Origin of the sequence: Embleya sp. NBC_00896 (assembly GCF_045207785.1) — a bacterium.
Taxonomy (GTDB): Bacteria; Actinomycetota; Actinomycetes; order Streptomycetales; family Streptomycetaceae; genus Embleya.
The window spans coordinates 5,901,289-5,921,061 of sequence record NZ_CP108776.1; the positions used below are offsets into that span (position 1 = coordinate 5,901,289).

Annotated in this window: 19 protein-coding genes; 11 read left to right on the top strand and 8 right to left on the bottom strand. The window is 72.9% G+C overall.

Annotated elements, in window-relative coordinates:
• Positions 1 to 12 precede the first annotated feature (12 nt).
• The gene (locus OG928_RS26730; RefSeq protein WP_406288210.1) at positions 13 to 504 is read left to right on the top strand and encodes a hypothetical protein; all 492 of its coding nucleotides are present in this window, start codon (positions 13 to 15) and stop codon (positions 502 to 504) included.
• Positions 505 to 625: 121 nt separating this feature from the next.
• Here OG928_RS26730 and OG928_RS26735 read toward each other — a convergent pair whose 3' ends face one another.
• The 3 genes from OG928_RS26735 to OG928_RS26745 all read right to left on the bottom strand — a co-directional run bounded on the left by OG928_RS26735 (position 626) and on the right by OG928_RS26745 (position 5,519).
• Positions 626 to 1,900, bottom strand: coding sequence for a phytanoyl-CoA dioxygenase family protein (locus tag OG928_RS26735; protein ID WP_406288212.1), 1,275 nt, complete (start codon positions 1,898 to 1,900; stop codon positions 626 to 628).
• Between the two features lie 110 nt (positions 1,901 to 2,010).
• On the bottom strand, positions 2,011 to 4,629 hold the full coding sequence (locus OG928_RS26740) for an ATP-binding protein (protein WP_406288214.1): 2,619 nt from the start codon (positions 4,627 to 4,629) through the stop codon (positions 2,011 to 2,013).
• Positions 4,518 to 5,519: a BTAD domain-containing putative transcriptional regulator gene (locus OG928_RS26745; protein WP_406288216.1), complete on the bottom strand. Its 1,002-nt coding sequence runs from the start codon at positions 5,517 to 5,519 to the stop codon at positions 4,518 to 4,520. The genes OG928_RS26740 and OG928_RS26745 overlap by 112 nt, the downstream gene beginning before the upstream one ends.
• 329 nt (positions 5,520 to 5,848) lie before the next feature.
• Here OG928_RS26745 and OG928_RS26750 point away from each other — a divergent pair, with 329 nt between their 5' ends.
• The 3 genes from OG928_RS26750 to OG928_RS26760 all read left to right on the top strand — a co-directional run bounded on the left by OG928_RS26750 (position 5,849) and on the right by OG928_RS26760 (position 8,248).
• Positions 5,849 to 6,733 carry an alpha/beta hydrolase gene (locus tag OG928_RS26750; RefSeq protein WP_406288218.1) on the top strand — a complete coding sequence of 295 codons (885 nt, stop codon included), beginning with the start codon at positions 5,849 to 5,851 and terminating at the stop codon, positions 6,731 to 6,733.
• A 152-nt stretch (positions 6,734 to 6,885) separates the two neighbouring features.
• Entirely contained in the window at positions 6,886 to 7,548 is a 663-nt protein-coding gene (locus OG928_RS26755) for a peptidyl-tRNA hydrolase (RefSeq protein ID WP_406288220.1), read from the top strand.
• Positions 7,549 to 7,867: 319 nt separating this feature from the next.
• Positions 7,868 to 8,248, top strand: a complete 381-nt coding sequence (locus tag OG928_RS26760; protein ID WP_406288222.1) for an STAS domain-containing protein — start codon at positions 7,868 to 7,870, stop codon at positions 8,246 to 8,248.
• A 31-nt stretch (positions 8,249 to 8,279) separates the two neighbouring features.
• Here OG928_RS26760 and OG928_RS26765 read toward each other — a convergent pair whose 3' ends face one another.
• Positions 8,280 to 9,275 (bottom strand): B12-binding domain-containing protein, encoded by a 996-nt coding sequence (locus OG928_RS26765; protein ID WP_406288223.1) that lies wholly within the window; start codon positions 9,273 to 9,275, stop codon positions 8,280 to 8,282.
• Positions 9,272 to 11,017 carry a SpoIIE family protein phosphatase gene (locus OG928_RS26770; protein ID WP_406288225.1) on the bottom strand — a complete coding sequence of 582 codons (1,746 nt, stop codon included), beginning with the start codon at positions 11,015 to 11,017 and terminating at the stop codon, positions 9,272 to 9,274. Before OG928_RS26770 ends, OG928_RS26765 begins: the two co-directional genes overlap by 4 nt.
• Positions 11,018 to 11,386: 369 nt before the next feature.
• On the opposite strand from OG928_RS26770, the gene OG928_RS26775 reads away from it, so the two are divergent.
• Positions 11,387 to 11,839, top strand: coding sequence for an STAS domain-containing protein (locus tag OG928_RS26775; protein ID WP_406288227.1), 453 nt, complete (start codon positions 11,387 to 11,389; stop codon positions 11,837 to 11,839).
• Positions 11,840 to 11,907: 68 nt separating this feature from the next.
• Here OG928_RS26775 and OG928_RS26780 read toward each other — a convergent pair whose 3' ends face one another.
• Positions 11,908 to 13,095, bottom strand: a complete 1,188-nt coding sequence (locus tag OG928_RS26780; RefSeq protein ID WP_406288229.1) for a phytanoyl-CoA dioxygenase family protein — start codon at positions 13,093 to 13,095, stop codon at positions 11,908 to 11,910.
• A gap of 127 nt (positions 13,096 to 13,222) precedes the next feature.
• A complete protein-coding gene (locus OG928_RS26785) occupies positions 13,223 to 13,945 on the bottom strand; it encodes a FadR/GntR family transcriptional regulator (RefSeq protein WP_406288231.1) in 723 nt (240 codons plus the stop codon).
• Between the two features lie 197 nt (positions 13,946 to 14,142).
• On the opposite strand from OG928_RS26785, the gene OG928_RS26790 reads away from it, so the two are divergent.
• The 5 genes from OG928_RS26790 to OG928_RS26810 all read left to right on the top strand — a co-directional run bounded on the left by OG928_RS26790 (position 14,143) and on the right by OG928_RS26810 (position 18,409).
• A complete protein-coding gene (locus OG928_RS26790; protein WP_406288233.1) occupies positions 14,143 to 14,883 on the top strand; it encodes a (Fe-S)-binding protein in 741 nt (246 codons plus the stop codon).
• A 5-nt stretch (positions 14,884 to 14,888) separates the two neighbouring features.
• Positions 14,889 to 16,391 carry a lactate utilization protein B gene (locus OG928_RS26795; RefSeq protein ID WP_406291222.1) on the top strand — a complete coding sequence of 501 codons (1,503 nt, stop codon included), beginning with the start codon at positions 14,889 to 14,891 and terminating at the stop codon, positions 16,389 to 16,391.
• Entirely contained in the window at positions 16,388 to 17,041 is a 654-nt protein-coding gene (locus OG928_RS26800; protein ID WP_406288235.1) for a lactate utilization protein C, read from the top strand. Before OG928_RS26795 ends, OG928_RS26800 begins: the two co-directional genes overlap by 4 nt.
• Positions 17,042 to 17,071: 30 nt before the next feature.
• On the top strand, positions 17,072 to 17,746 hold the full coding sequence (locus OG928_RS26805; protein WP_406288237.1) for a hypothetical protein: 675 nt from the start codon (positions 17,072 to 17,074) through the stop codon (positions 17,744 to 17,746).
• A gap of 93 nt (positions 17,747 to 17,839) precedes the next feature.
• Positions 17,840 to 18,409 carry a type 1 glutamine amidotransferase domain-containing protein gene (locus tag OG928_RS26810; RefSeq protein WP_406288239.1) on the top strand — a complete coding sequence of 190 codons (570 nt, stop codon included), beginning with the start codon at positions 17,840 to 17,842 and terminating at the stop codon, positions 18,407 to 18,409.
• Positions 18,410 to 18,446: 37 nt separating this feature from the next.
• On the opposite strand, the gene OG928_RS26815 is transcribed toward OG928_RS26810, so the two are convergent.
• Entirely contained in the window at positions 18,447 to 18,989 is a 543-nt protein-coding gene (locus tag OG928_RS26815; protein WP_406288241.1) for a hypothetical protein, read from the bottom strand.
• A 75-nt stretch (positions 18,990 to 19,064) separates the two neighbouring features.
• On the opposite strand from OG928_RS26815, the gene OG928_RS26820 reads away from it, so the two are divergent.
• Positions 19,065 to 19,742 carry a response regulator transcription factor gene (locus OG928_RS26820; protein WP_406288245.1) on the top strand — a complete coding sequence of 226 codons (678 nt, stop codon included), beginning with the start codon at positions 19,065 to 19,067 and terminating at the stop codon, positions 19,740 to 19,742.
• Positions 19,743 to 19,773 lie beyond the last annotated feature (31 nt).

A 19,773-nucleotide genomic window follows, 5' to 3' on the forward strand; every position in this document is an offset into this window, starting at 1 on the left:
GGAGCGACGAAGATGGCGAACACGTACGGCCGTGTTGCGGGAGCGTTTTCGATCGCAGCCGCACTGGTCCTGACCGGGACGGCGTGCAGTGACGACAACGACGACGGGGGCAAGGACACGTCGGTCCCCACCGCGATCGCGTCCGCGCTGAACTCGGCCGGCGAAGCCGCGAAGGACGCCCTCGCGTCCGCGAGCGCGGCCGCGGCCTCGAAGCTCGACGACATCAAGGACGGCCTCGACGCCAAGGGGGACGTGTCCGTAGGCCCGACGAAGACGGACGGCGACCGCACCACCGCCGAGGTCACCGCCGACAACCGGACCACGAGCACCGCCGACTACACCCTGACGGTCGATTTCCGCGACCCCGGCGGCAACCTCCTCGACACGATCGTGATGAACATCGACAACGTCGAGGCGGGCACCCAGGCAAAGGGCACAGCCAAGAGCAACCGCACCCTCAAGGGCGAAACGGTGGCAGAGGTGGGCCGAGCCGTCCGCCACTGACGGGCGCGGCCGCCGCAGCCGCTGTGGCCGCCCAATCCCGGCGGACGCGCGGGCGACCACGGACTGCGATGCTCGTCATCCGCCGGCCGCGACACTTCGCGACGGTCCGCCGGGGCACGAGTCACCTCCCGGACAGCGCGAGCAGGTCCCCGCTGCCGTAGCCGCTGCCGTAGCCCGGGATCACCTGCTCGTACGTCTCGTACTCGTTCGTGATGTCGAAGATCCGCGGGTTGTCGAACTGCACGTACAGCGTGCGCCGGCGCGGCGCGCCGGTCGTCGCGGGGCCGGCGTGCATTCCGCAGCCCATGTGCACGGTCACGTCGCCCGGCTCGGTGGTGATCCCGACCACCGGCAGCGCGTCCCACTCGGCCGGGGTGAACCGTTCGTGCGCGACCGTGCCCCACGACCCGGCGAGCGCGTACAACTGCGAACTGTCCTGGCTCAGCGCGTCGAGCCGGATGCCCACGTGCACGCGCGGACACGTGACCGGACAGCCGCCGAGGCCACAGTCCTTGTGCCAGGGCAGGTCCGGGATCGAGAGCGGCTCGGGCGCGGTGCCGAACTCCTTGAGCACGGCGATCTGTCCGGAGTCGCGGTCGGTCACCGCGACCACGTCCTGTCCGGCCAACCCGCACAGCATGCGCACCGTCGGGTCGTCGGCGAGCGCGGCGATCCGCGGCGACCGCATGCCCAGGTAGGTCAGCCGGTACGGCGACCGCATGCCGTTGGGGTCCTCGTTCCACAGCGAGCCGCGGTCGCCGTCGCGGCACAGCCCGCGGATCCGGTCCACCTCGCCGGCCAACTCCTCGACCCGGTCCGCGTCGAAGACCTGACGCACCACCAGGTAGCCGGTGGCACGCAGGAAGTGGGCCATCTCGTCGGGCTCGTCGCGAATGGTGAACTCGCGGTGCAGGTCGATCGGGCGATCCGCGAGATCCCGCAGGTCCAGGGCGGCGGGGTGGTAGATCGGGGTGCCCGAGTACATGCAGCGGATCGCGGGCTCCCAGACGTCCCAGTCCGCGAACTCGCCGCGCACGAACCGCACCGCGCGCGACTCGCGCAGACCGTGGCTGGTCCGCAGCTCGTACAGGTAGTCCTGCCAGGCGCCGGACTCGAGTTCGACGACCAGCTCGGCGTCCGGGCTCACGCCGGGCACGATCCGCACCTCGCCGCGGTCCTCGACATAGCTGTACGCCGCACCGTCCGGCATGCACAGCGCGATCGGGGCCCGGCCGGCCACGTCCCACGCGATCCGCTCGCCGAGGCCGCCCTCCAGGCGGCGCGGCAACTCGACCCGGTGGAACAAGTCGAAGCACACCGCGGGCCACCCCAACACGCTGAACGTGCCGCGGTCGGCGTCGTGGCCCACCCCCGATCCGGCTCCCGTCATCCCCATCGCCCGTCCTCCCCGTTGGCGCCCGGCCAACAGGCCGGGCAGTCACCAACGGTAGGCAAACAGCGTCAGAACAGCGTCAGAGCAGCGCGAAAGCACGAGGTGACAGCCAGTCAACGGCCAACCGGAGCGGCGACGTCCAGCGGATCGCCGAGCAATCGCAGGGCGTCCCCGAGCGTACGCTCAGCGTGTCGAGGCAGCCCCAACTCCACGCAACGGGCGTATGACGCACCGAAGTGCTCGCGCGCCGCGTCCCCGTCGCCGACGATCGCCGCGAGCCCGCCGAGCACCCGGCGCACCGGCCCGAGCGACATGCCGGTCCAGTCCAGGTGATCCGCGTACGGCGTCAGCGCGTCGCGCACGAGCGTGCCCCGCTCGGTGTCGCCCAGCTCGATCGCCACCTCGCCGAGCCGCAGCAACGACCCGGTCCACAGCAGGTCCACCGGAATCGTGGCGAAGCCCGGCACGCACAGCGCTTCGAACTCCTCACGCGCGGTCTTCGGATCCGCGGACGCGGCCGCCGCCCAACACGCCTGCACCCGCCACCACGACACGTCCCGCGACCACTCCGCGGCCACCCCGGCCCGGCGCGCCATCATCCCGAGCCGGCCCTGCTCCCACCGCACCGCCAGGATCTGCGACAGGTTGAACGAGCGCACCGCCTCGCGCGGCAGGCCCGACCGCCGGGCCAGCCGCAACGCGTCCGCCAACACGTCGTTCGCGCGCCCGACCCGCCCGCGCAGCAGTTCCAGGCCGCAGCGGTAGATCAGCACCTCCCAGGTGAACCACGGGTGCCGCAGCCGCCGCGCGACCCGCTGGGCCTGCGCGTACTCGCGTTCGGCGGCCGATATCGAGCCGCACACCACGAGGTCGTACGCCTGGTTCAAGTGGCTGCGGAACAGCGACTCCTGATCACACGTCAGGCCGGCGAGCACGGTCAGTTCGCTGCTCATCCGCAGCCGCTCGTCGACCAGGTCGGGGCCGGACGCGGCGAGGTGGTGCGCCTCCAGGCCCTGTGCCAGCGCGTCGTGCGAGCCCGACGCGCGGGCCGCGTCCAACGCCTCGTAGAGCATGGCAAGGCGCGCCTCGCGATCGTGCCCGAACGTGAGTGCCACCGCGAGCGCGGCCAACAGCAGCGCGCGCAGGGCGATGTCGGCGGGCAGCGCGGACGCGATCGGCAGCGCCGCCAACGCCTCGCGCAGCAGCGCGACCAATTCCAGGTCCACGCCCACCTGGTAGACCTGACCGAGCCGCACCATCGCGAGCGCGACCCGGCCCAGCCGGCGCGAGTCCTCCAGCGCGCGGGCCTCCTCGGCGGCCCGGCGCAACACCTCGCGACAGCGCCGATCCCCGCACCGATCCAGCGCGGCGCCGCGCGAGAGCAGCAGGTCGCAGCGCGTCTCGGGGGCGGGATCGGTCACCATCGGCAGTACCTCCAGGGCCTGCCGGTAGTGCTCGGCCGCGACCTCGAACGCCCCGCCGTCACGGGCCTCGTCGCCGGCCCGCCACGCGTAGTCCAACGCCCGCCGGGCCTCGCCGAACCGGCACGCGAGCCGGAAGTGGTTGGCCAGTTCCGGCAGATGGGCGGTCCGGTCGCCGCGCGCCTCCAGGGCGAGCCCGACCTTGCGGTGCAGTTGCAGGCGCCGCGCGGTGGGCAACTCCTGGTACAGCGTGGAGCGCACCAGCGCGTGCACGAACGTGAAGCGCCCGGGGCGCTCGGGCTCCTCCGCGCGCACCACGTGCGCGCGTTCGGCGTCGTCCAGCGCGTCCACGACGGTGTCGAAGCCGCCCGGATGCACCGCCGCGACCAGGTCGATGTCGAACGACGGGCCCACCACGGCGGCGACGGTGAGCGCCTCCAGGGTCGACTGCGGCAGCCCCAGGAGCCGCTGGCGCAGCACGTTGCGCACGCGGCGCGGGACGTCCGCCGGCACGCTCTTGCCAAGCGCCGACCAATCCGAGACGTCCGCCCACTGGCGCAGCAACTCGGTCGCCAGCAGCGGATTCCCGTCGCTGAGGTCGCGCAACACGTGCGCCCGGACGCCCTCCGCGCGCGGTGGCAGCGGCCCGGCGAGCACGTGCGCGAGCTCGACCAGGGCCGCCACGTCCAGGCCGCCGAGTGGTACGTGCAGGGGATGCAGGTCGCGGTAGAGGTCGGCGATCAGCCGGGTCATCGCGTGCGTCGAGCCCAGGGCGGTGTCCCGGTAGGCGACGACCACCAGCGCGCGGGTGCCGACCAGGGCGCGGGCGACGTGCCGCAGCATCAGCATCGTGGACATCGACGACCAGTGCACGTCGTCGAACAGCAGCACCAGGTCGCGCTCGGCCGCCGCGTGCCGGAACACCCCGGCCACCGCCTCGAACAGCCGGTAGCGCTCGGTGTCCGAGTCGGGCGGGCCCTGAGGCTGGATCAGGCCGGCGGGCTCCAGCGGCAGTTCGGGCAGCAGCCGGTGCAACTCGCCGCCCAGGTCGCCGACCCGTTCGCGCAGGCCCTCCGCCGCGACGTCGGAGAGATGCGCGCGCAGCATGGTCACGAACGGCTGGAACGGCGCCGCGACGCCCTCGTCGCTGCGCCCGGACAGCACCAGCGCGTCGCGCCCGGCCCGGGTGGCGAACTCGCTCAGCAGGTACGACTTGCCGATGCCGGCGTCGCCGCTGACCAGCACCACGCGCGAGCCGCTCTCGGCGCGGGTCGTCTCCTCCAGGACGCGCAGCTCGGCGGAGCGGCCCACGATCGGGCCGACCGGGCCGGACGCGGCGTGGGCCGGGCCGGTGTGCGCGGCGCGCGTCTGCGCGGGGTCGGGGGCGGCGTGTGGGCGGGGGCCGGGGAGGCGAAGCGCGCCGCGGGGGCGGGGACGGGCAGCGGTTGCGGGGACGCGTCGCCGAGCAGGCGCAGGAAGGCCGACTCGGTCTCGGGGGACGGGCCCACGCCCAGTTCGCTGTTGAGCAGCCGCCGGCACCGCTCGTACGCGCGCAGCGCCGCGGCGCGGTCGCCGCCGGCGGCGTGCGCGGTCATCAGGAGGCGGTGGCTGCTCTCGCGGAACGGGTCGAGGTCGACGAGTTGGGCGGCGCGGGTGACGGCGGCGTCGGCGCGGCCCAGGTGCAGTTCGGTGGTCACGGACACGGCGAGGGCGCGCAGGCGGGCCGAGCGCCAGCGGGTCCGCCGCTCGTTGACCCAGTCGCCGTCCAGGCCGGGCAGGAAGGGCAGGGCGAGGATCTCGTGCGCGTCGTGCGCCCGTGTACGAGCCTGCGCGAACGCGCCGTGTACGGCGAGTGCCTCGGCCTCGATCAGCGCGCCCTCGGCCGCCTCCACGTCCACCTCGGTGCCCTCGGGCAGCGACAGCACGTAGCAGCCGGCCCGGTGTCGCAGCACCGCCGACGCGTCGTAGCCGGCGTGGCCCAGGAAGCCGCGGACCCGGCTGAGCACGCCGCGCAACGCGCCCTCCCACGACTTGGGCGCCTGCTCGGGCCACAGCAGCGCGGCCAACTCCTCGCGCGGGACGGGATGCCGGCGGCCGAGCGCGAGGGCGGCGAACACGAGCTGGGCCTGTGGGCCGCCCAGGAGATCCTCCGCCGCGCGGCCCGCGGGACCGTCGACGCAGACATGGCCGAGAACACGCACCCGGACCACCATGCGACGGACCCCCCTCCTGCTGTCGTCTTCACGACAACCGATTCCCCGGCGCCGGTCCGGGAGCGGTTCGAAGGACCCCGCGGGCCACATGGTACGAACCGAAGGGTGCACCCGGCGGCTAATTGCGTCGCCCCCATGTCACAACCCGGCCAATCGCCATACCAATCCCCGGATCCGGCCCTTGATCCGGCATCGGAATTACCCGAAGCTTCCAGCGCCGCAGGACTGAGCCGGGCGGGACGGGGCACATGATCGGCGGGCCCGGTGTGGCATTCGGCGTTCGGCATGGCGACACGGGGACATGGGGAGGGGCACGGATGATGAGCCTGGACGGTTGGAATCTGCCGCCGGTACGCGAGGGGCGCGGCGCGTCCGAGGAGTTGGCGGCGCGGCGGCGCGGCACGGCGGCCTATCGCGAGGACCCGGAACCGGGCGTGACGGTACGTCAGGAGTTGTTGGGCGGCGTGCCGTGCACGTTCCTGGAGGTACCGGAGCCGGCGTTGACGCTGCTCTACCTGCACGGCGGCGGCTACCGGATGGGTGACGCCGACGGTTGGCTCGGCCTCGGGTCTCGGATCGCCCTGGCGGCGCGCGCGAGGGTGGTCCTGGCCGACTACCGGCTCGCGCCCGAGGGTCCGTTCCCGGCCGCGCTGCACGACGTGGCGAGCGTGTACAGCGCGCTCGTGGAGGAGACACGGGAGCAGGACGGCTTCCCCCCGTTCGTCGGCGGCGACTCGGCGGGCGGCGGTCTGGCCACCTCGCTCGCGGTGGCGGCGCGGGGGGCGCAGGTGCCGATGCCGGCCGGGTTGGTGCTGCTGTCGCCGTGGGTGGACCTGACGGTCACGAAACCGACATACGACTCGAACGCGGCGACGGACCAGCTGATCTCGAAGAAGTCGCTCCAGGAGGCGGCCGAGCTCTACCTGCAACTCCACGACCCCGGCGACCCGTTGGCCTCCCCGCTCTTCGCCGACCTGACCGGCCTGCCCCCGATGCTCGTGCTGGCGTCCTGCCACGAGGCCCTGCTGGGCGACAGCACGGCCCTCGCGTCCCGAGCCGCCGCCGCGGGAGTACCGGTCGAAGCACACCTGGTCCCGGACGTCCCCCACGCCTGGCCCGCCATCGAACCGACAATCCCGGAATCAACCAACGCCATAGGCACCATCACCCGCTTCCTGACCGCAACCCGAGCGGGCGCATAGGCCCGACGTGGCCCCACCGAGGGCCCCTGAAACCGCAGCCACCACACAAATCGCAACGGACGGGTGGGCGCGAACATCCCACCCAACCAAGACGCACCCGCAGCCCCGGCCCCATCAGGGCCAAGCGGCCACGAACAAGGCATGATCGTTGCGTGAGCACCGTCGAATACGTCCTGCCCCTCGTCGCCCACATCGAGAAGGACGAGCCGCCCGCCCGTACCGACGCCCTGGAGGCCGCGGCGCGAGCCGTCCTCGTCCTGTTGGCCGACGATCGGTCCGCCGATCCCGAAGGCGAGTGGCACGCCGCCGTCGAGGCGTGGCAGGGGTATCGGATCCGCAAGGTCGTGCGCCGGGCCCGGGGCGGCGAATGGCGCCGGGCGAACACGCTGCCCGGGATCACGGTCGCGCACGGCACGGCGGAGGTCCGGGTCTATCCGCCGATCCCGCTCGACGGATGGCCCAAGGATCTCGCCAAATTGCAGGTCTCGGGCACGGACCTGGACGAGCCGGCCGCGCCGCCGGCGCCCGCCCCCGGGCAGCCGGTGCTGTGGCTCAACCCCACGCTGGAGATGACCGCGGGCAAGGCCATGGCGCAGGTCGGACACGGTGCCCACATCGCGTGGATGCAGCTGGGCGCGGCGGCGCGCAAGGAGTGGGCCGCACGCGACTTCGACCTCGCGGTACGGTCGCCCGCCCCCGCCGCGTGGCCGGCGTTGGCGACGAGCGGGCGGCCGGTGGTGCGGGACGCGGGCTTCACCGAGGTCGCGCCGGGCTCGTGCACGGTGGTCGCGGACGTCCCGTGGCCGTGCTCGTGAGGGACGGCTGCTGACGGATCGTCCGATGTGACGGTCTGTCATCGAGGGTGCGCACAAAGCGGAAAACCGTACTCCGCGATGGCCGCAGAGGATCCGTGTACCCTGCAAACGAGACGTGTACGTGACCGGATCGTCACTGCCTCGGTCTCTGCGGCCCACTACGGTAGGTCACAGGCCGGGCCGACAACCCGGCTCCCGAGCCACGTATCCAGGTGTAGTCCCGGATCCGTCGGCGCATCCGATGGGAGACGGGTCGCCGATCGTTCCGTGCTTCCTGCCTCGCGGCCGAGGACACGATGGGCGAGGGGACTGCCGAAGCGTGACTCTTCAGGTGATCAAGGACGATCTCCAAGACTGGACCGTGCTGCACGTGCTCGGGGAGGTCGACTACGCCGTCGTCCCCGAACTTCGCGAACACGTCAGACGCGCGGTCGCCGACGGCCACCATCGGATCGTCCTCGAACTCACCGAAGTCGAATTCCTCGACTCCACCGGCATCGGCACCCTGGTCGCCGCGAGACGCCTGCTGCGCTCCACGGGCGGCACCCTGCGCCTGGTCATGCCCAGCAACAACGACCACCACGTCAACCGCGTCTTCACCGCCCTGGGCCTGCGCCGCCTGTTCGACGTCCACCCGGACCTCCCGGAAGCCCTCTCCGCGGACGACGAAACCGACGACGACCTGACCGCGACGGGCTAGCCCGACCACCCTTGCTACAGGACCGCCCCCGCTACAGGACCGCCCCCGCCGCCGTCAGGGTGTCCCGTGCTCGCGGGACGTGGGTCAGGCGGGTCGCGAAGGCGCGGTAGGCGGCGGGCAGGGCCTCCGGCGGGACGCGGCGGTGGGTCAGCACGTCGGCGAACCAGCGGGTGAAGTCGACGAACACCGAGTCGTCGTCGAGGTAGAGCGCGACCGCCAGGGCGTCGACCGCGGTGACCAGGCCGTCCCGCATCGTGCTGTCGGAGCACTCGCCCTCGATCGGGACCATCGCCGAGATCCCCGCCGCGACCAGCGGCGCCCGCAGCAGGCCGACCCCGTCGTGCGCCGCGTCCGGGAGATGGCGCAGCCGCGGGGCCGGGGTGGTGACCACCGGCCAGTCCGGGGCGGCCAGCGCGTCCGCGGCCCGCGTGGCGTCGGGGGCCCAGGCGTTCGCGCCGATCACGCCCGCCCACCGGCCGTCCGGGCCGAAGCCCGGGCCGCCGACCAGGACCGGCAGGCCGACCCGCCGGGCCACCTCGACCATGCCGCGGGCCCCCGGCAACGCGGTCGAGACCGTACAGCTCAGCGCGACCGAACCGGCCCCCGAATCGGGCAGTATCCGGGCCAGTTCGCCCGCGCTCGTGCCGGGCGGCAGCACCGTCGTGTCGATCCCGCGCGTGCGCAACAGCGCGGCCAGGATCGTGGACGCGAGCCCGTGCCAGTCGCCCTGCGCGCAGCACACCACGACCCGTACCTCGGACCGCGGCCGCGGCGTCGCGTCGGCGATCAGCCGCACCACCCGCCCGGTGACGTGCGAGGCGCCGTGCTCGCGGGCCACCGACCACTCGCCGGTCGCCCACCGGTCGCCGACCGCGCGCAGCGCCGGGATCACCAGTTCGGTGAGCAACTGCCCGCCCGGCACCCCCTTGCCCAGCAGGTTCCGGACCAGGGTCAGCGCCTCGACCTCGTCCGCGCGCCCGATGTGCGCCAGGAACAGGTCGAGTTCGTCGGAGACCACGTGCGTCATACGCCGTCCGGATCGTCGTCGGGGGCCGGGTAATCGGGGGCCGGGTAGTCGAGTTCGACCAGCAACGGCAGGGCCTTGTCGCCGTCCCGGTAGGGGAGGTGAATGGCCATCAGGACCACGTCGTCCACCACCGGGGCATCGGCCAGGTGCAGCATCAGCCGGTGTTCCAGCCGCTCGACGAGCGCGTCGACCGGCATGCCCGCGCAGGACGCGAGATCGTGGCGCAGCGTCTCCACGCCGTAGGCCGTTCCGTCCGCGTCGCGCGCCTCGGTGACGCCGTCGCTGTACAGCAGCAGGGTCGAGCCGGGCGGCAGGAGCAACTCGCGCTCGGTGAACACGGTGCCCGGGATGCCGGCCACGAGCGGATCGGTGAACTCCATCGCCCGCACCCGACCGGCCGGATCCATCCACAGCGGTGGCGGATGTCCCGCGCAGGTCAGCCGGATCAGCGCCGAACCGTCCGCGCGCACCGAGCAGTCGCCGGTGATCGCGGTCAGCACGAGCGATGGGTCGCCGCGGGTCAACTCCCCGTCCAGGATGCCCATGCGGCGGGCCGGACCGCATCCCGCGCTCGCGGCCGTGCGCAGTATCAGCAGCGAGCGCGAGCTGAACATGCCCACCGGCGTGCCGCGTCCGCACACGTCGCCGACCGAGAACGCCCATGCGCCCGCGTCGGCGGTGGGGTGTACGGCGTAGAAGTCGCCGCCGAGGCCGTTGGTCAGCGAGACCGGTCGGTAGCGCGCGGCGATCCGGGCACCCGGCACCTCCGGCAGCGGGCCCGGCACCAGCGCCTCGGCGAGGAGCAGCGTGCGCCGGTCCTGCTCGACGTACAGGCGCGACGTGCGCAGCGCGACACCCACCCGCTCGGCGTAGTCGACGGCGAGCGCGATCTCCTCCTCGGCGAACGGATCCGACGTCGCCGCGCGCACGAACGTCAGTACGGAGGGCGCGTCGTCGTCGGTGGGCACCGGGACCACCAGCGCGCACCGGGCGTCCACCGCCATCAGGTCGGCGACCGCCTCGATCGGCACCAACCGGCTGAGCAGCGCGTGGTCCATCAGCGGGTGCAGTTCCTGTCGCCCGGTCCGCAGCACCCGGCCGACGCCGGCGGGCGCGGTCCAGGCGGCGCCGAGGCCGGTCGTCACGCGGGCTATCGGCGAACCGGTCGCCGGCGCGTAGGTCGTGCGCAGCCGGCCGTCCTCCATGCTGGGCACCGACAGCGCGACCCAGTCGGCGAGTTCGCGGGCCGGCAGCGTCGTCACCAGGTCGGTCAACCGGCGCGGGTTGGTCGTCGCGGCCAGCACTCGGCCCGCCTCGGCGAGGAAGACCTTGCGCCTGCGCTCGGCCAACAGCGCGTCCTCGCGTCGCCGTTCGGCGGTGGTGTCCTGGACGTACCACGCGTAGTGTCCGCCGCCCAGCACGGCCCGCCGACCGCGCACGCGCCGATCGTCGACCTCGCCGTTCCAGGTCGCGCCGGTCGCGGGCAGGGTCGGATAGCCGCCGCCGGCCACGCAGTCCGGCAGCAGCCGCCGCGCCGCCGGGTTGAGGTAGCGCACGGTGCCCCCGGGCGTGAACACGACCACGCCGGTGTCGCTTTCGTCGAGCACCTCGGCGGGTGACCACAGGGCGGCCTCGGGCTCGTCCGGGGCGTGCGGTGGCTTGAAGCCGTTGGTCCGCCGATGGGCGGCCGGCTCCTGCGTGTTGCGGCCCCGCTCGTCGCTCGAGGGGCGTTGTCCGGTCATGGCTACGGAATCCCTTGCGTCCGTGCGTTTCGAGCCGGCTCGCGCCGGCAGTCGCGCAACCTTCACGGTACGACCGGGAGGGTCGCCGGCGTGGCGGTTCGCGGGGAATCACACCTATAGGGGAAGACGGTCCACTTGGGGCCGATGCGGCGAGTAGGGTGCCGATGCGAGCGTGCATTCCGGGATGGATGAGATGGTTCGTCCCGGAGCCCGTCTCCCCGATCCGGCCGGATCAGGGCCCGTGCGCCCGATCCTGCCGGGCGGCGCGGACCCGGCGCGATCGGGGCGACGGATCCTGGACGCTCGGACCGGACCAGCGGTCGCGACGCGCGCGGCCGAGCCGACACTTGATCAGGTGGAGTGCTCCCCATGAGCCTTGACGATCTCCCACCGGACGATGTCGATCACACATCGTTCTCCGCCCGCCCGTGCGTGGTGCACACCGCGTTGGCTGCCGACCTGGGTGGCACCGTGTCGGTCCACGGCGACATGGACATGACGGCGGCGCCGGTGTTCCGCCAGGCCGTCGACCGCCTCGTCGACGACGGCGCGCGCAGCCTGCGCATCGACCTCTCGGGTGTCCCCTTCATCGACTCCTCGGGCCTGGGCAGCCTGGTGTACGGCTTCCGCAGGTTGCGCGACCGCGACGGCGACGTCGTGGTGTGCGGCGTCGGCCCGCAGCCCGCGCGGGTCCTGCGCATCACCCACCTGGACCGCATCCTCAGCGTCGAGCCCGCGATGTCGGGTGTCGAGCCGGGGATCCCGGGCGCCGAGCCCGCGATCGCCGCCGCCGCGAGCCCGCGGGCCGCCCAGCGCGGCTGACCGGGTCCGGGCGTTCCCCGGCCGCGGCCGCGGAGCGTCCGACCCGGGGCGCCGCGAAGGCGTCGAACTCACAATCCCAGACCGGCCTCCACCTCGACCGCGGTACGGCTGCGGATGAGATCGTTGACGGCTTCGCCCGGTCCGACGTGTTCGAACAGCGAGGGTGGCTGGAACGTCACGTACATCGTGCGCCGTCCGCCCTCCCCGGCGGGCGCGGGCGACGCGTGCAGGACGTCGGCGATGTGCACGGTCACGTCGCCGGGGTCGGTGGGGACCGTGAGGTAGGGCAGGTTCGCATGATCGTTCGGCGAGGGCTGCGGACAGGTCCGCCCGTGCGAGCCGGCGATCGCCTCCAGGTAGCCGGTGGCCGCGGACGAGCCGGTCAGCTGGATCCCGATCGCGACCGACGGGCACATGATGTGGTGTCCGCCGAGTCCGCAGTCGGTGTGCCACGGGATGTTCGCCAGTCCCTTGAGCCGGCCCGGCGGCTTGAGCAGGACCGAGATCCCCTCCATCCGATCCGTGGTCGCCGCGAGGTCGTCGTGCAGCAGCGTCGCGAGCCGGACCAGGCGCGGGTCGCGCGCGAGCGAGGCGATCAGCTCCGAGCGCTCGCTCGCGTACACGATCCGGCACAGCACGTCCTCGCCGGCCTCGTCCACCGCCCACCACGAACGGTCGTCGCCGGGCGCGGCCTCGGCCGCGAGCCGGGCCACCTCGGCCTCGAACGCGGCGACCTCGGCGGCGGAGAACACCCCGCGCACCCGCATCACGCCGGTCGCGTCGAAGTGGTCGGCGAGCTCCCGGTCCGAGTGATCGAGCGTCAGTTCGGCGCCCAGGTCCACCGATCGGCCGTGCCGGTCGCGCACCTCGGGGCCGTGCGGCAGGTAGATCTCGATGCCCTGGTACAGCGCCCGCAGCACCGGCTCCCACCCGAACAGGTCCAGCACGCTGCCGCGTTCCGCGTGCACGTCGCCCGCGATCGCGAGCGCCGCGGCGGTGCGCATGAGCGTGACCAGGTCGGTCCACGCGTCGGGGGAGAGCCGCACGACACACGTCGCGTCGTCGTCGATCCCCTCCACGATCCGCAGCCGGGAGGCGTCCGGGCGATAGGTCCAGGCGGCGTCCCCGATCCGCATGCCGAGCGGGGCGAGCCCGGCGAGGCCGACCGCGGCGCGTTCGCCGGGCTCGCCGATGAGCAGCCCGGGAACGATGTCCCGGTGGTACGTTTCCGCGTCGATCCGGTCGTGCCCGAGCATTCTCGCGACCTCCTGCGCTGTACGTTGCCGCGCAGTATGCCGGGCGAACGCGGTGAGTTACCAGAGCGTTCGACGGTTTGCCCGATTCGGGGCGAACGCGCTGTCGAACCTCGGTGGTGACGGTGCGTCAGTCCTGTACGCGGGCCACGTTCGGGTAGGCGCGGCGCAGGTGCGTGGCGAGCGCGTCGGCCGCCGCGCGCGGATCGCGGGCCTCGATCGCGGCCAGGATGGCCCGGTGGTCCGCGCGCAACGCGCCGATGTCCGGGCCCAGTTCGGCCAGTGCGCGCTGCTGGTGCCGGCGCACGGTGTCGCGCAGCGCCCGCATGAACGTGGCCACCAGGGCGTTGCCCGACAGTTCGGCGATCGCGGTGTGGAACTCGGTGTCCTGCTCGTTGAACCGCTCCGCCGACACGTCCGGCGCCTCCATCGCCTCCACGATCGCGCGCAGTCGGGCCAGGTCGGCCTCGCTCGCGTGCCGCGCCGCCGCCTCGACCGCCCACGACTCGATCAGCAGTCGGGTCTCGACGACGTCGTCCACGGCGAAGTTGGCCAGGCCCAGATGCAGCCCGAGCACGCCGGTCAACGCCGGACCCGCCGAGCCGGCCAGGATCGCGCCGGCCTCCGGACCGCTGCCGGTGTTGGCGACCAGCACGCCCATCGCCTCCAGGACGCGCATGGCCTCGCGGACCGACGGGCGGCTGACCCCGAGCGCGGCGGCGAGCGCGCGCTCGCCGGGGAGCTTGTCGCCCGCGCGCAGGCGGCCGGTCGCGATCTGCTCCTCGATCTGCGCGACGACCTCCTCGAACGCGCGCACGCGCTTGACCGGGCGCCAGTCCGGGCCGTCTGTCACCGGGTCTCCCTTCCCCTTCGCGTCGGGGCGCGGGCCCGCCGCCCGCGTCCGCCCCACCCACGTCTCGTGGACGCGCCGCCACCGACCCGTCTTGTGGCACAGCATGACATGCCCTTAGCGTGTGCACACCACAGTGTGGTCAGACCACACGTTCGAATCTCGATTCGGACCCACCGACCTGCGAGGAGGCCGCCCGCATGCGCGTCGGGCTGTTCATCACCTGCGTGAACGACACGCTCTACCCCCGCACGGGGCAGGCCGTCGTGCGCCTCCTGGAGCGGCTCGGCTGCGACGTGGACTTTCCCGCCGCGCAGACGTGCTGCGGACAGATGCACTGGAACACCGGCTACGGCAGGCGGATCGAGCCCATGGTCCGCCGGTTCGCGGACACCTTCGCGGGCTACGACGCGGTGGTCACGCCGTCCGGGTCGTGCGGCGCGATGATCCGCGACAACCACCCGCGCGCCGCCGCACGGGCCGAGGACCACACCCTCGCGGACGCGGTCGCGGCGGTGGTGCCGAAGGTGTACGACCTCACCGAGTTCATCGTCGACGTGCTCGGGGTGACCGACGTCGGCGCCTACTTCCCGCACAAGGTCGCCTACCACCCCACCTGCCACTCGCGGCGGCTGATGAGGCTCGGCGACCGGCCCACCGCGCTGTTGCGCGAGGTGCGCGGCCTCGAACTGCTGGGCCTGCCCGGCGAGGAGGAGTGCTGCGGCTTCGGTGGCACGTTCGCGGTCAAGAACCCCGACGTGTCCACCGCGATGGGCACCGACAAGGTCCGGCACGCGGCCGGCACCGGCGCCGAGGTGTTGTGCGCCGCGGACAACTCGTGCCTGATGCACATCGGCGGCCTGATGGATCGGCAGCGCACCGGCATGCGGGTGCTGCACCTCGCGGAAATCCTCGCCTCCACCGAGAAGGAGCCCGCATGACCCGCATGAGCGGCACCGGTCCACCCACGGGCGCCACGTTCGTGGGAATGCCCCCGTTCCCGGAGGCCGCGCGGGCCGCCGTCGGCGACGCCCAGTTGCGGCACAACCTGCGCAAGGCCACCCACACGATCCGCGACAAGCGGGCCCTGGTGGTCGACGAACTCGACGACTGGGCCGAACTGCGCGCGGCCGGTGCCGCGATCAAGGACCGGACGCTGCGCCGGCTCGACGAGCACCTGCTCGCCGTCGAGGCGGCGGTCACCGCCGCGGGCGGCACGGTGCACTGGGCCGCCGACGCGGCCGAGGCGAACCGGATCGTCGCCGACCTGGTCAAGGCCACCGGCGAGACCGAGGTGGTCAAGGTCAAATCGATGGTGACCCAGGAGATCGGGCTGAACGAGGCGCTCGCGGCCGAGGGGATCCGGGCCTACGAGACCGACCTGGCCGAGCTGATCGTGCAGTTGGGCGACGACCTGCCCTCGCACATCCTGGTGCCCGCGATCCACCGCAACCGCGCGGAGATCCGGGAGATCTTCGTGCGCGAGATGGGGGAGTGGGGCATCCCGGCCCCGGAGGGCCTGACCGACGAGCCCGCCGCGCTCGCCGAGGCCGCGCGCCGTCACCTGCGCGAGCGCTTCCTGAGCGCGAGGGTCGCGGTGTCGGGCGCGAACTTCATCGTGGCCGAGACCGGCACGCTCGTGGTGGTCGAGTCGGAGGGCAACGGGCGGATGTGCCTGACCCTGCCGGACACGCTGATCTCGGTGGTGGGGATCGAGAAGGTCGTCCCCACGTGGGCCGACCTGGAGGTCTTCCTCCAGTTGTTGCCGCGCAGCTCGACCGGGGAGCGGATGAACCCGTACACGTCGATGTGGACGGGGGTCACGCCCGGCGACGGCCCGCAGGACTTCCACCTGGTGTTGCTCGACAACGGCCGCACGGACGTGCTGGCGGACCGGACCGGTCGGCAGGCGCTGCGCTGCATCCGGTGTTCGGCCTGCCTGAACGTGTGCCCGGTGTACGAGCGCACCGGCGGGCACGCGTACGGCTCGGTGTATCCGGGCCCGATCGGCGCGATCCTGGTGCCGCAGCTCAAGGGCGTCGCGACGGGGAAGGTCGACGCGCAGACCGCGTCGCTGCCGTACGCGTCCTCGCTGTGCGGCGCCTGCTACGAGGTGTGCCCGGTCGCGATCGACATCCCGGAGGTGCTGGTGCACCTGCGCGAACAGGTCGTCGAGGGTGGCGGGCACCGGGCCGAGAAGGCCGCGATGAAGGCGGCGGAGTGGGTGCTCGACGACCCGAAGCGGTTGCGGAGGGTACAGCGCGTCGCGGCGCGCTCGCGCAAGCTGATCCCCAAGCGGGCGCCGGGCCCCGGCGCGGCGTGGACCGACAGCCGGTCGATCCCGGAGGTGCCGGCCGAGTCGTTCCGGGACTGGTGGGTGCGCGAGCGGAGCGGGCCCGGGAGCGGGGCCGCCGGCGCGCCGAGGAAGACCGAGGAGGACGGCCGATGAGTGCGCGTGACGTGATCCTGGCCCGGGTGCGCGCGGCCCTTGTGGACGTGCCGCGCGACGAGGTGTTCGCGGTGCCGCGCGAGTACGCGCGGGAGCACGTGGGCGAAGGCGTGCTCGAACTGCTCGTCGAGCACCTGCGCGACTATCGGGCGCTCGTGCACGAGGTCGCCGAGGACGACCTCGCGGACGCGATCGCGCGGGCGGTGCAGCGGCGCGGGGCCCGGCGGGTGGTGATCCCGGCGGGGCTGCCGGACGGGTGGACGGCCGGGCTGGGGGAGGGGGTGTGCGTACCGGACGGATGGTTGTACGACAGTCCTATTAATAACGGGCCCATGTTGTCGGTCGCCGATCTCGACGGCACCGACGGGGTGCTCACCGCGTCCGCCGTCGCGATCGCCGAGACCGGCACCATCGTGCTCGACGCCGGGCCGGGGCAGGGGCGGCGCGCGCTGAGCCTGGTGCCGGACTGGCACCTGTGCGTCGTGCGGGCCGCGGACGTCGTCGCGTCGGTCCCGCGGGCGCTGGAACGACTGGCCCCGGGACGGCCGCAGACCTGGATCTCCGGGCCCTCCGCGACCAGCGACATCGAGCTCGACCGGGTCGAGGGGGTACACGGGCCCAGGACCCTCGAAGTCCTGATCGTGCGGTGATGTCCCGCCGATCATTTACAGTCCATAGGCGTGGCACCTGATACGAAGGCACTCGTCCGCTCGACCAAGAACCTGATGGAGATGGTCGACCTCCTGGGCAACACCAGCCCGCCCGAGGCGTACGACGCGATCGCCGAGCAACTGGCGAACACGCGTCGGCTGCTCGGACAACTGGTCGCGCCCGTCCCGACCACGTTGTGCAACGAGCATCCGTACGGCCCGGTCGACGAGGACGCGCGGGACAAGTGCCTGTTCTGCGAGAACCGGCGGCGGCGCGGGCGGGCCCGGGACGCCGCCGACGCGCGGCCGCGCTCCGCCCCGTGTCCGCGGCATCCCGAGCGCGGGCTGCTCGCGCTCGGCGAGACGTGCCCGCTGTGCGGCGGCCCCGAGGGCGTGCCGATGCCGCGGCAGGGCGTCCCGTCGGTGCGCGACCCGAGGCCGGCCCCGCTCTCGGGCGCGCGCGGCGTGGACATGCGCCTGACGGTGCTCACCCAGCAGCTGGCGGGGATGGCCGGGGAGGCGGGCCAGGACCCGCGCGGCGAGGCGTTGCTGGCGGCGGCGGTCGACGTGCTCAAGGGCGCGCAGGGCCTGATCCAGGCGGCGAACGCGTTCTCCGACGGCCGCGGCGACGAGGCGTACAACACCGCCACGCGCTCGGCCCGGGGGTTGCGGACGACGGCGGCCGGGGTGCTGGAGGACCTCTAGGGCGGCCCCAGCGGCACCGATCGCGCCCGGTGTTTGGCCCCGTGGGTGACGGGCAGGCGAAGGCACGTAGCCGTCACCGTTTGGGAGGGATGCATGGCATCCGAGCTTCAGGGCCTCACCGTCGCGTTTCTCGTCGCCCCCGAGGGCGTCGAGCAGGTAGAGCTGACCGAGCCGTGGACGGCCGTCGAACGGGCGGGGGGTACCCCGAAACTGATCTCCACGAAGGCCGGCGAGGTGCAGGGCTTCGACCACTTCGACCGGGCCGACACGTTCCACGTGAACGCGGGCATCGACGCGGTCGGCTCGGGCGACTTCGACGCGCTGGTGCTGCCCGGCGGGGTCGGCAATCCGGATTTCCTGCGGACCCAGCCCAAGGCGGTCGAGTTCATCCGGCGGTTCTTCGAGGAGGGCAAGCCGGTCGCGGCGATCTGTCACGCGATGTGGACGCTGATCGAGGCGGATGTCGTTCGCGGCCGGCAGCTCACGTCGTGGCCGAGTCTGCGCACCGACCTCGAGAACGCCGGCGCGACCTGGCTCGACGAGGCCGTGGTGGTGTGTACCGCCGGGACGAACACGCTGGTCACCAGCCGCAAGCCGGAGGATCTGCCGGCGTTCGACAAGGCGCTCGTGGCGGAGTTCGCGGTGGCGGGGAAGCGTCGATAGCGAGGGCGGCTTCGGTCGAGCCCCGGGCCCGGCGCCGTCAGCCCTCGTAGGTCGAGGCGGTCGGGTCGTGGCCGTTCCACACGACGAACACCGATGAGGTGCGTCCGTTGTTGGTGAAGTCCACCCGGATCCACGTGGTGCTGGGCCACACCTTGACCGACCACCCCGTGTTCGGGGTCGCCGCGACCAGCGTCGCGGACGTCGCCTGGTATTTGAACGACGCCCGCCCGCCGCGCACCTCGAAGCTCTGTACCGCGCTCGCGAGCTGATCGGCGCGCTTTTGCGTGGGCGGCGGGGCCGACGTCGTCGGGGGCTTGGTGGACGGCGGGGCGGACGAGGACGCGGGGGTGCGGTTGGTCGCGGAGATCAGGTCCGGCGCGGCGCTGGTCGTGACCGCGTCGGGTACCGGTGGCGAGGCCGTCACGGGCGGCGGCGGCTCGTCCCCGGCGGTGAACGTGGGGGCCTGCGGCGCCTCGAACACGGTGTTGCGCAGCACGCTTCGGACACCCCACCAGGACAGCGCGACGGCGACCGCGGTCACCGCGAGCCAGACCGAGATCGACGTGATGGTTCTCCGCACGAGCCCTATCCTTCCGCCACGGTGTTCCCCCTCCGAGGCGGGGTGGACCGGGGAGTACGAGTACGGTTCCGAACCATGGCACAGGTGCTCGTGGTCGAGGACGACCAATTCGTTCGTTCCGCGTTGATCCGATATCTCACCTCGGCCTCTCACACGGTTCGGAGCGTCGGAACAGCTCTCGAAGCATTGCGCGAAGTGGCTCAATATCCCTTCGACGTGGTCATTCTGGACCTCGGATTGCCTGATCTGGACGGCTCCGAGGCATTGAAGATGTTGCGCGGCATATCGGATGTGCCCGTGATCATCGCGACCGCGCGCGACGACGAGGCCGAGGTGGTGCGACTGCTCAACGCCGGCGCCGACGACTACGTGACGAAGCCGTTCTCGGGCGAACACCTGGGCGCCCGGCTGTCCGCGGTGCTGCGTCGCGCGCGTGGCCGGACCGCGGGAGACGTGCTCACCACCGGCGGACTGCGGATCGACATCCGCCGCCGGGAGGCCGAACTCGACGGTCGGACGCTGGAGCTGACGCGGCGTGAGTTCGACCTGCTGGCCTTCCTCGCGGCTCGGGCCGGGACCGTGGTGCCGCGGCGGGAGATCCTGGCCGAGGTGTGGGGCCAGTCGTACGGCGACGACCAGACGATCGACGTACACCTGTCGTGGCTGCGCCGAAAGCTCGGCGAGAAGGCCCGGCAGCCGAGATACCTGCATACCGTGCGTGGTGTCGGGGTGAAGCTGGAGCCGCCGGCGTGAGGGCCGACCCGGGCGGGACGGCCGCGACCGA

Excerpts from the sequence above, each read along its gene's own strand:
- OG928_RS26750 (WP_406288218.1), top strand. The coding sequence starts at position 5,849 with ATGATGAGCCTGGACGGTTGGAATCTGCCGCCGGTACGCGAGGGGCGC.
- OG928_RS26780 (WP_406288229.1), bottom strand. The coding sequence starts at position 13,095 with ATGCTCGGGCACGACCGGATCGACGCGGAAACGTACCACCGGGACATC.
- OG928_RS26735 (WP_406288212.1), bottom strand. The coding sequence starts at position 1,900 with ATGGGGATGACGGGAGCCGGATCGGGGGTGGGCCACGACGCCGACCGC.
- OG928_RS26765 (WP_406288223.1), bottom strand. The coding sequence starts at position 9,275 with ATGACGCACGTGGTCTCCGACGAACTCGACCTGTTCCTGGCGCACATC.
- OG928_RS26730 (WP_406288210.1), top strand. The coding sequence starts at position 13 with ATGGCGAACACGTACGGCCGTGTTGCGGGAGCGTTTTCGATCGCAGCC.
- OG928_RS26770 (WP_406288225.1), bottom strand. The coding sequence starts at position 11,017 with ATGACCGGACAACGCCCCTCGAGCGACGAGCGGGGCCGCAACACGCAG.
- OG928_RS26795 (WP_406291222.1), top strand. The coding sequence starts at position 14,889 with ATGAGCGGCACCGGTCCACCCACGGGCGCCACGTTCGTGGGAATGCCC.
- OG928_RS26810 (WP_406288239.1), top strand. The coding sequence starts at position 17,840 with ATGGCATCCGAGCTTCAGGGCCTCACCGTCGCGTTTCTCGTCGCCCCC.
- OG928_RS26775 (WP_406288227.1), top strand. The coding sequence starts at position 11,387 with ATGAGCCTTGACGATCTCCCACCGGACGATGTCGATCACACATCGTTC.
- OG928_RS26820 (WP_406288245.1), top strand. The coding sequence starts at position 19,065 with ATGGCACAGGTGCTCGTGGTCGAGGACGACCAATTCGTTCGTTCCGCG.
- OG928_RS26800 (WP_406288235.1), top strand. The coding sequence starts at position 16,388 with ATGAGTGCGCGTGACGTGATCCTGGCCCGGGTGCGCGCGGCCCTTGTG.
- OG928_RS26790 (WP_406288233.1), top strand. The coding sequence starts at position 14,143 with ATGCGCGTCGGGCTGTTCATCACCTGCGTGAACGACACGCTCTACCCC.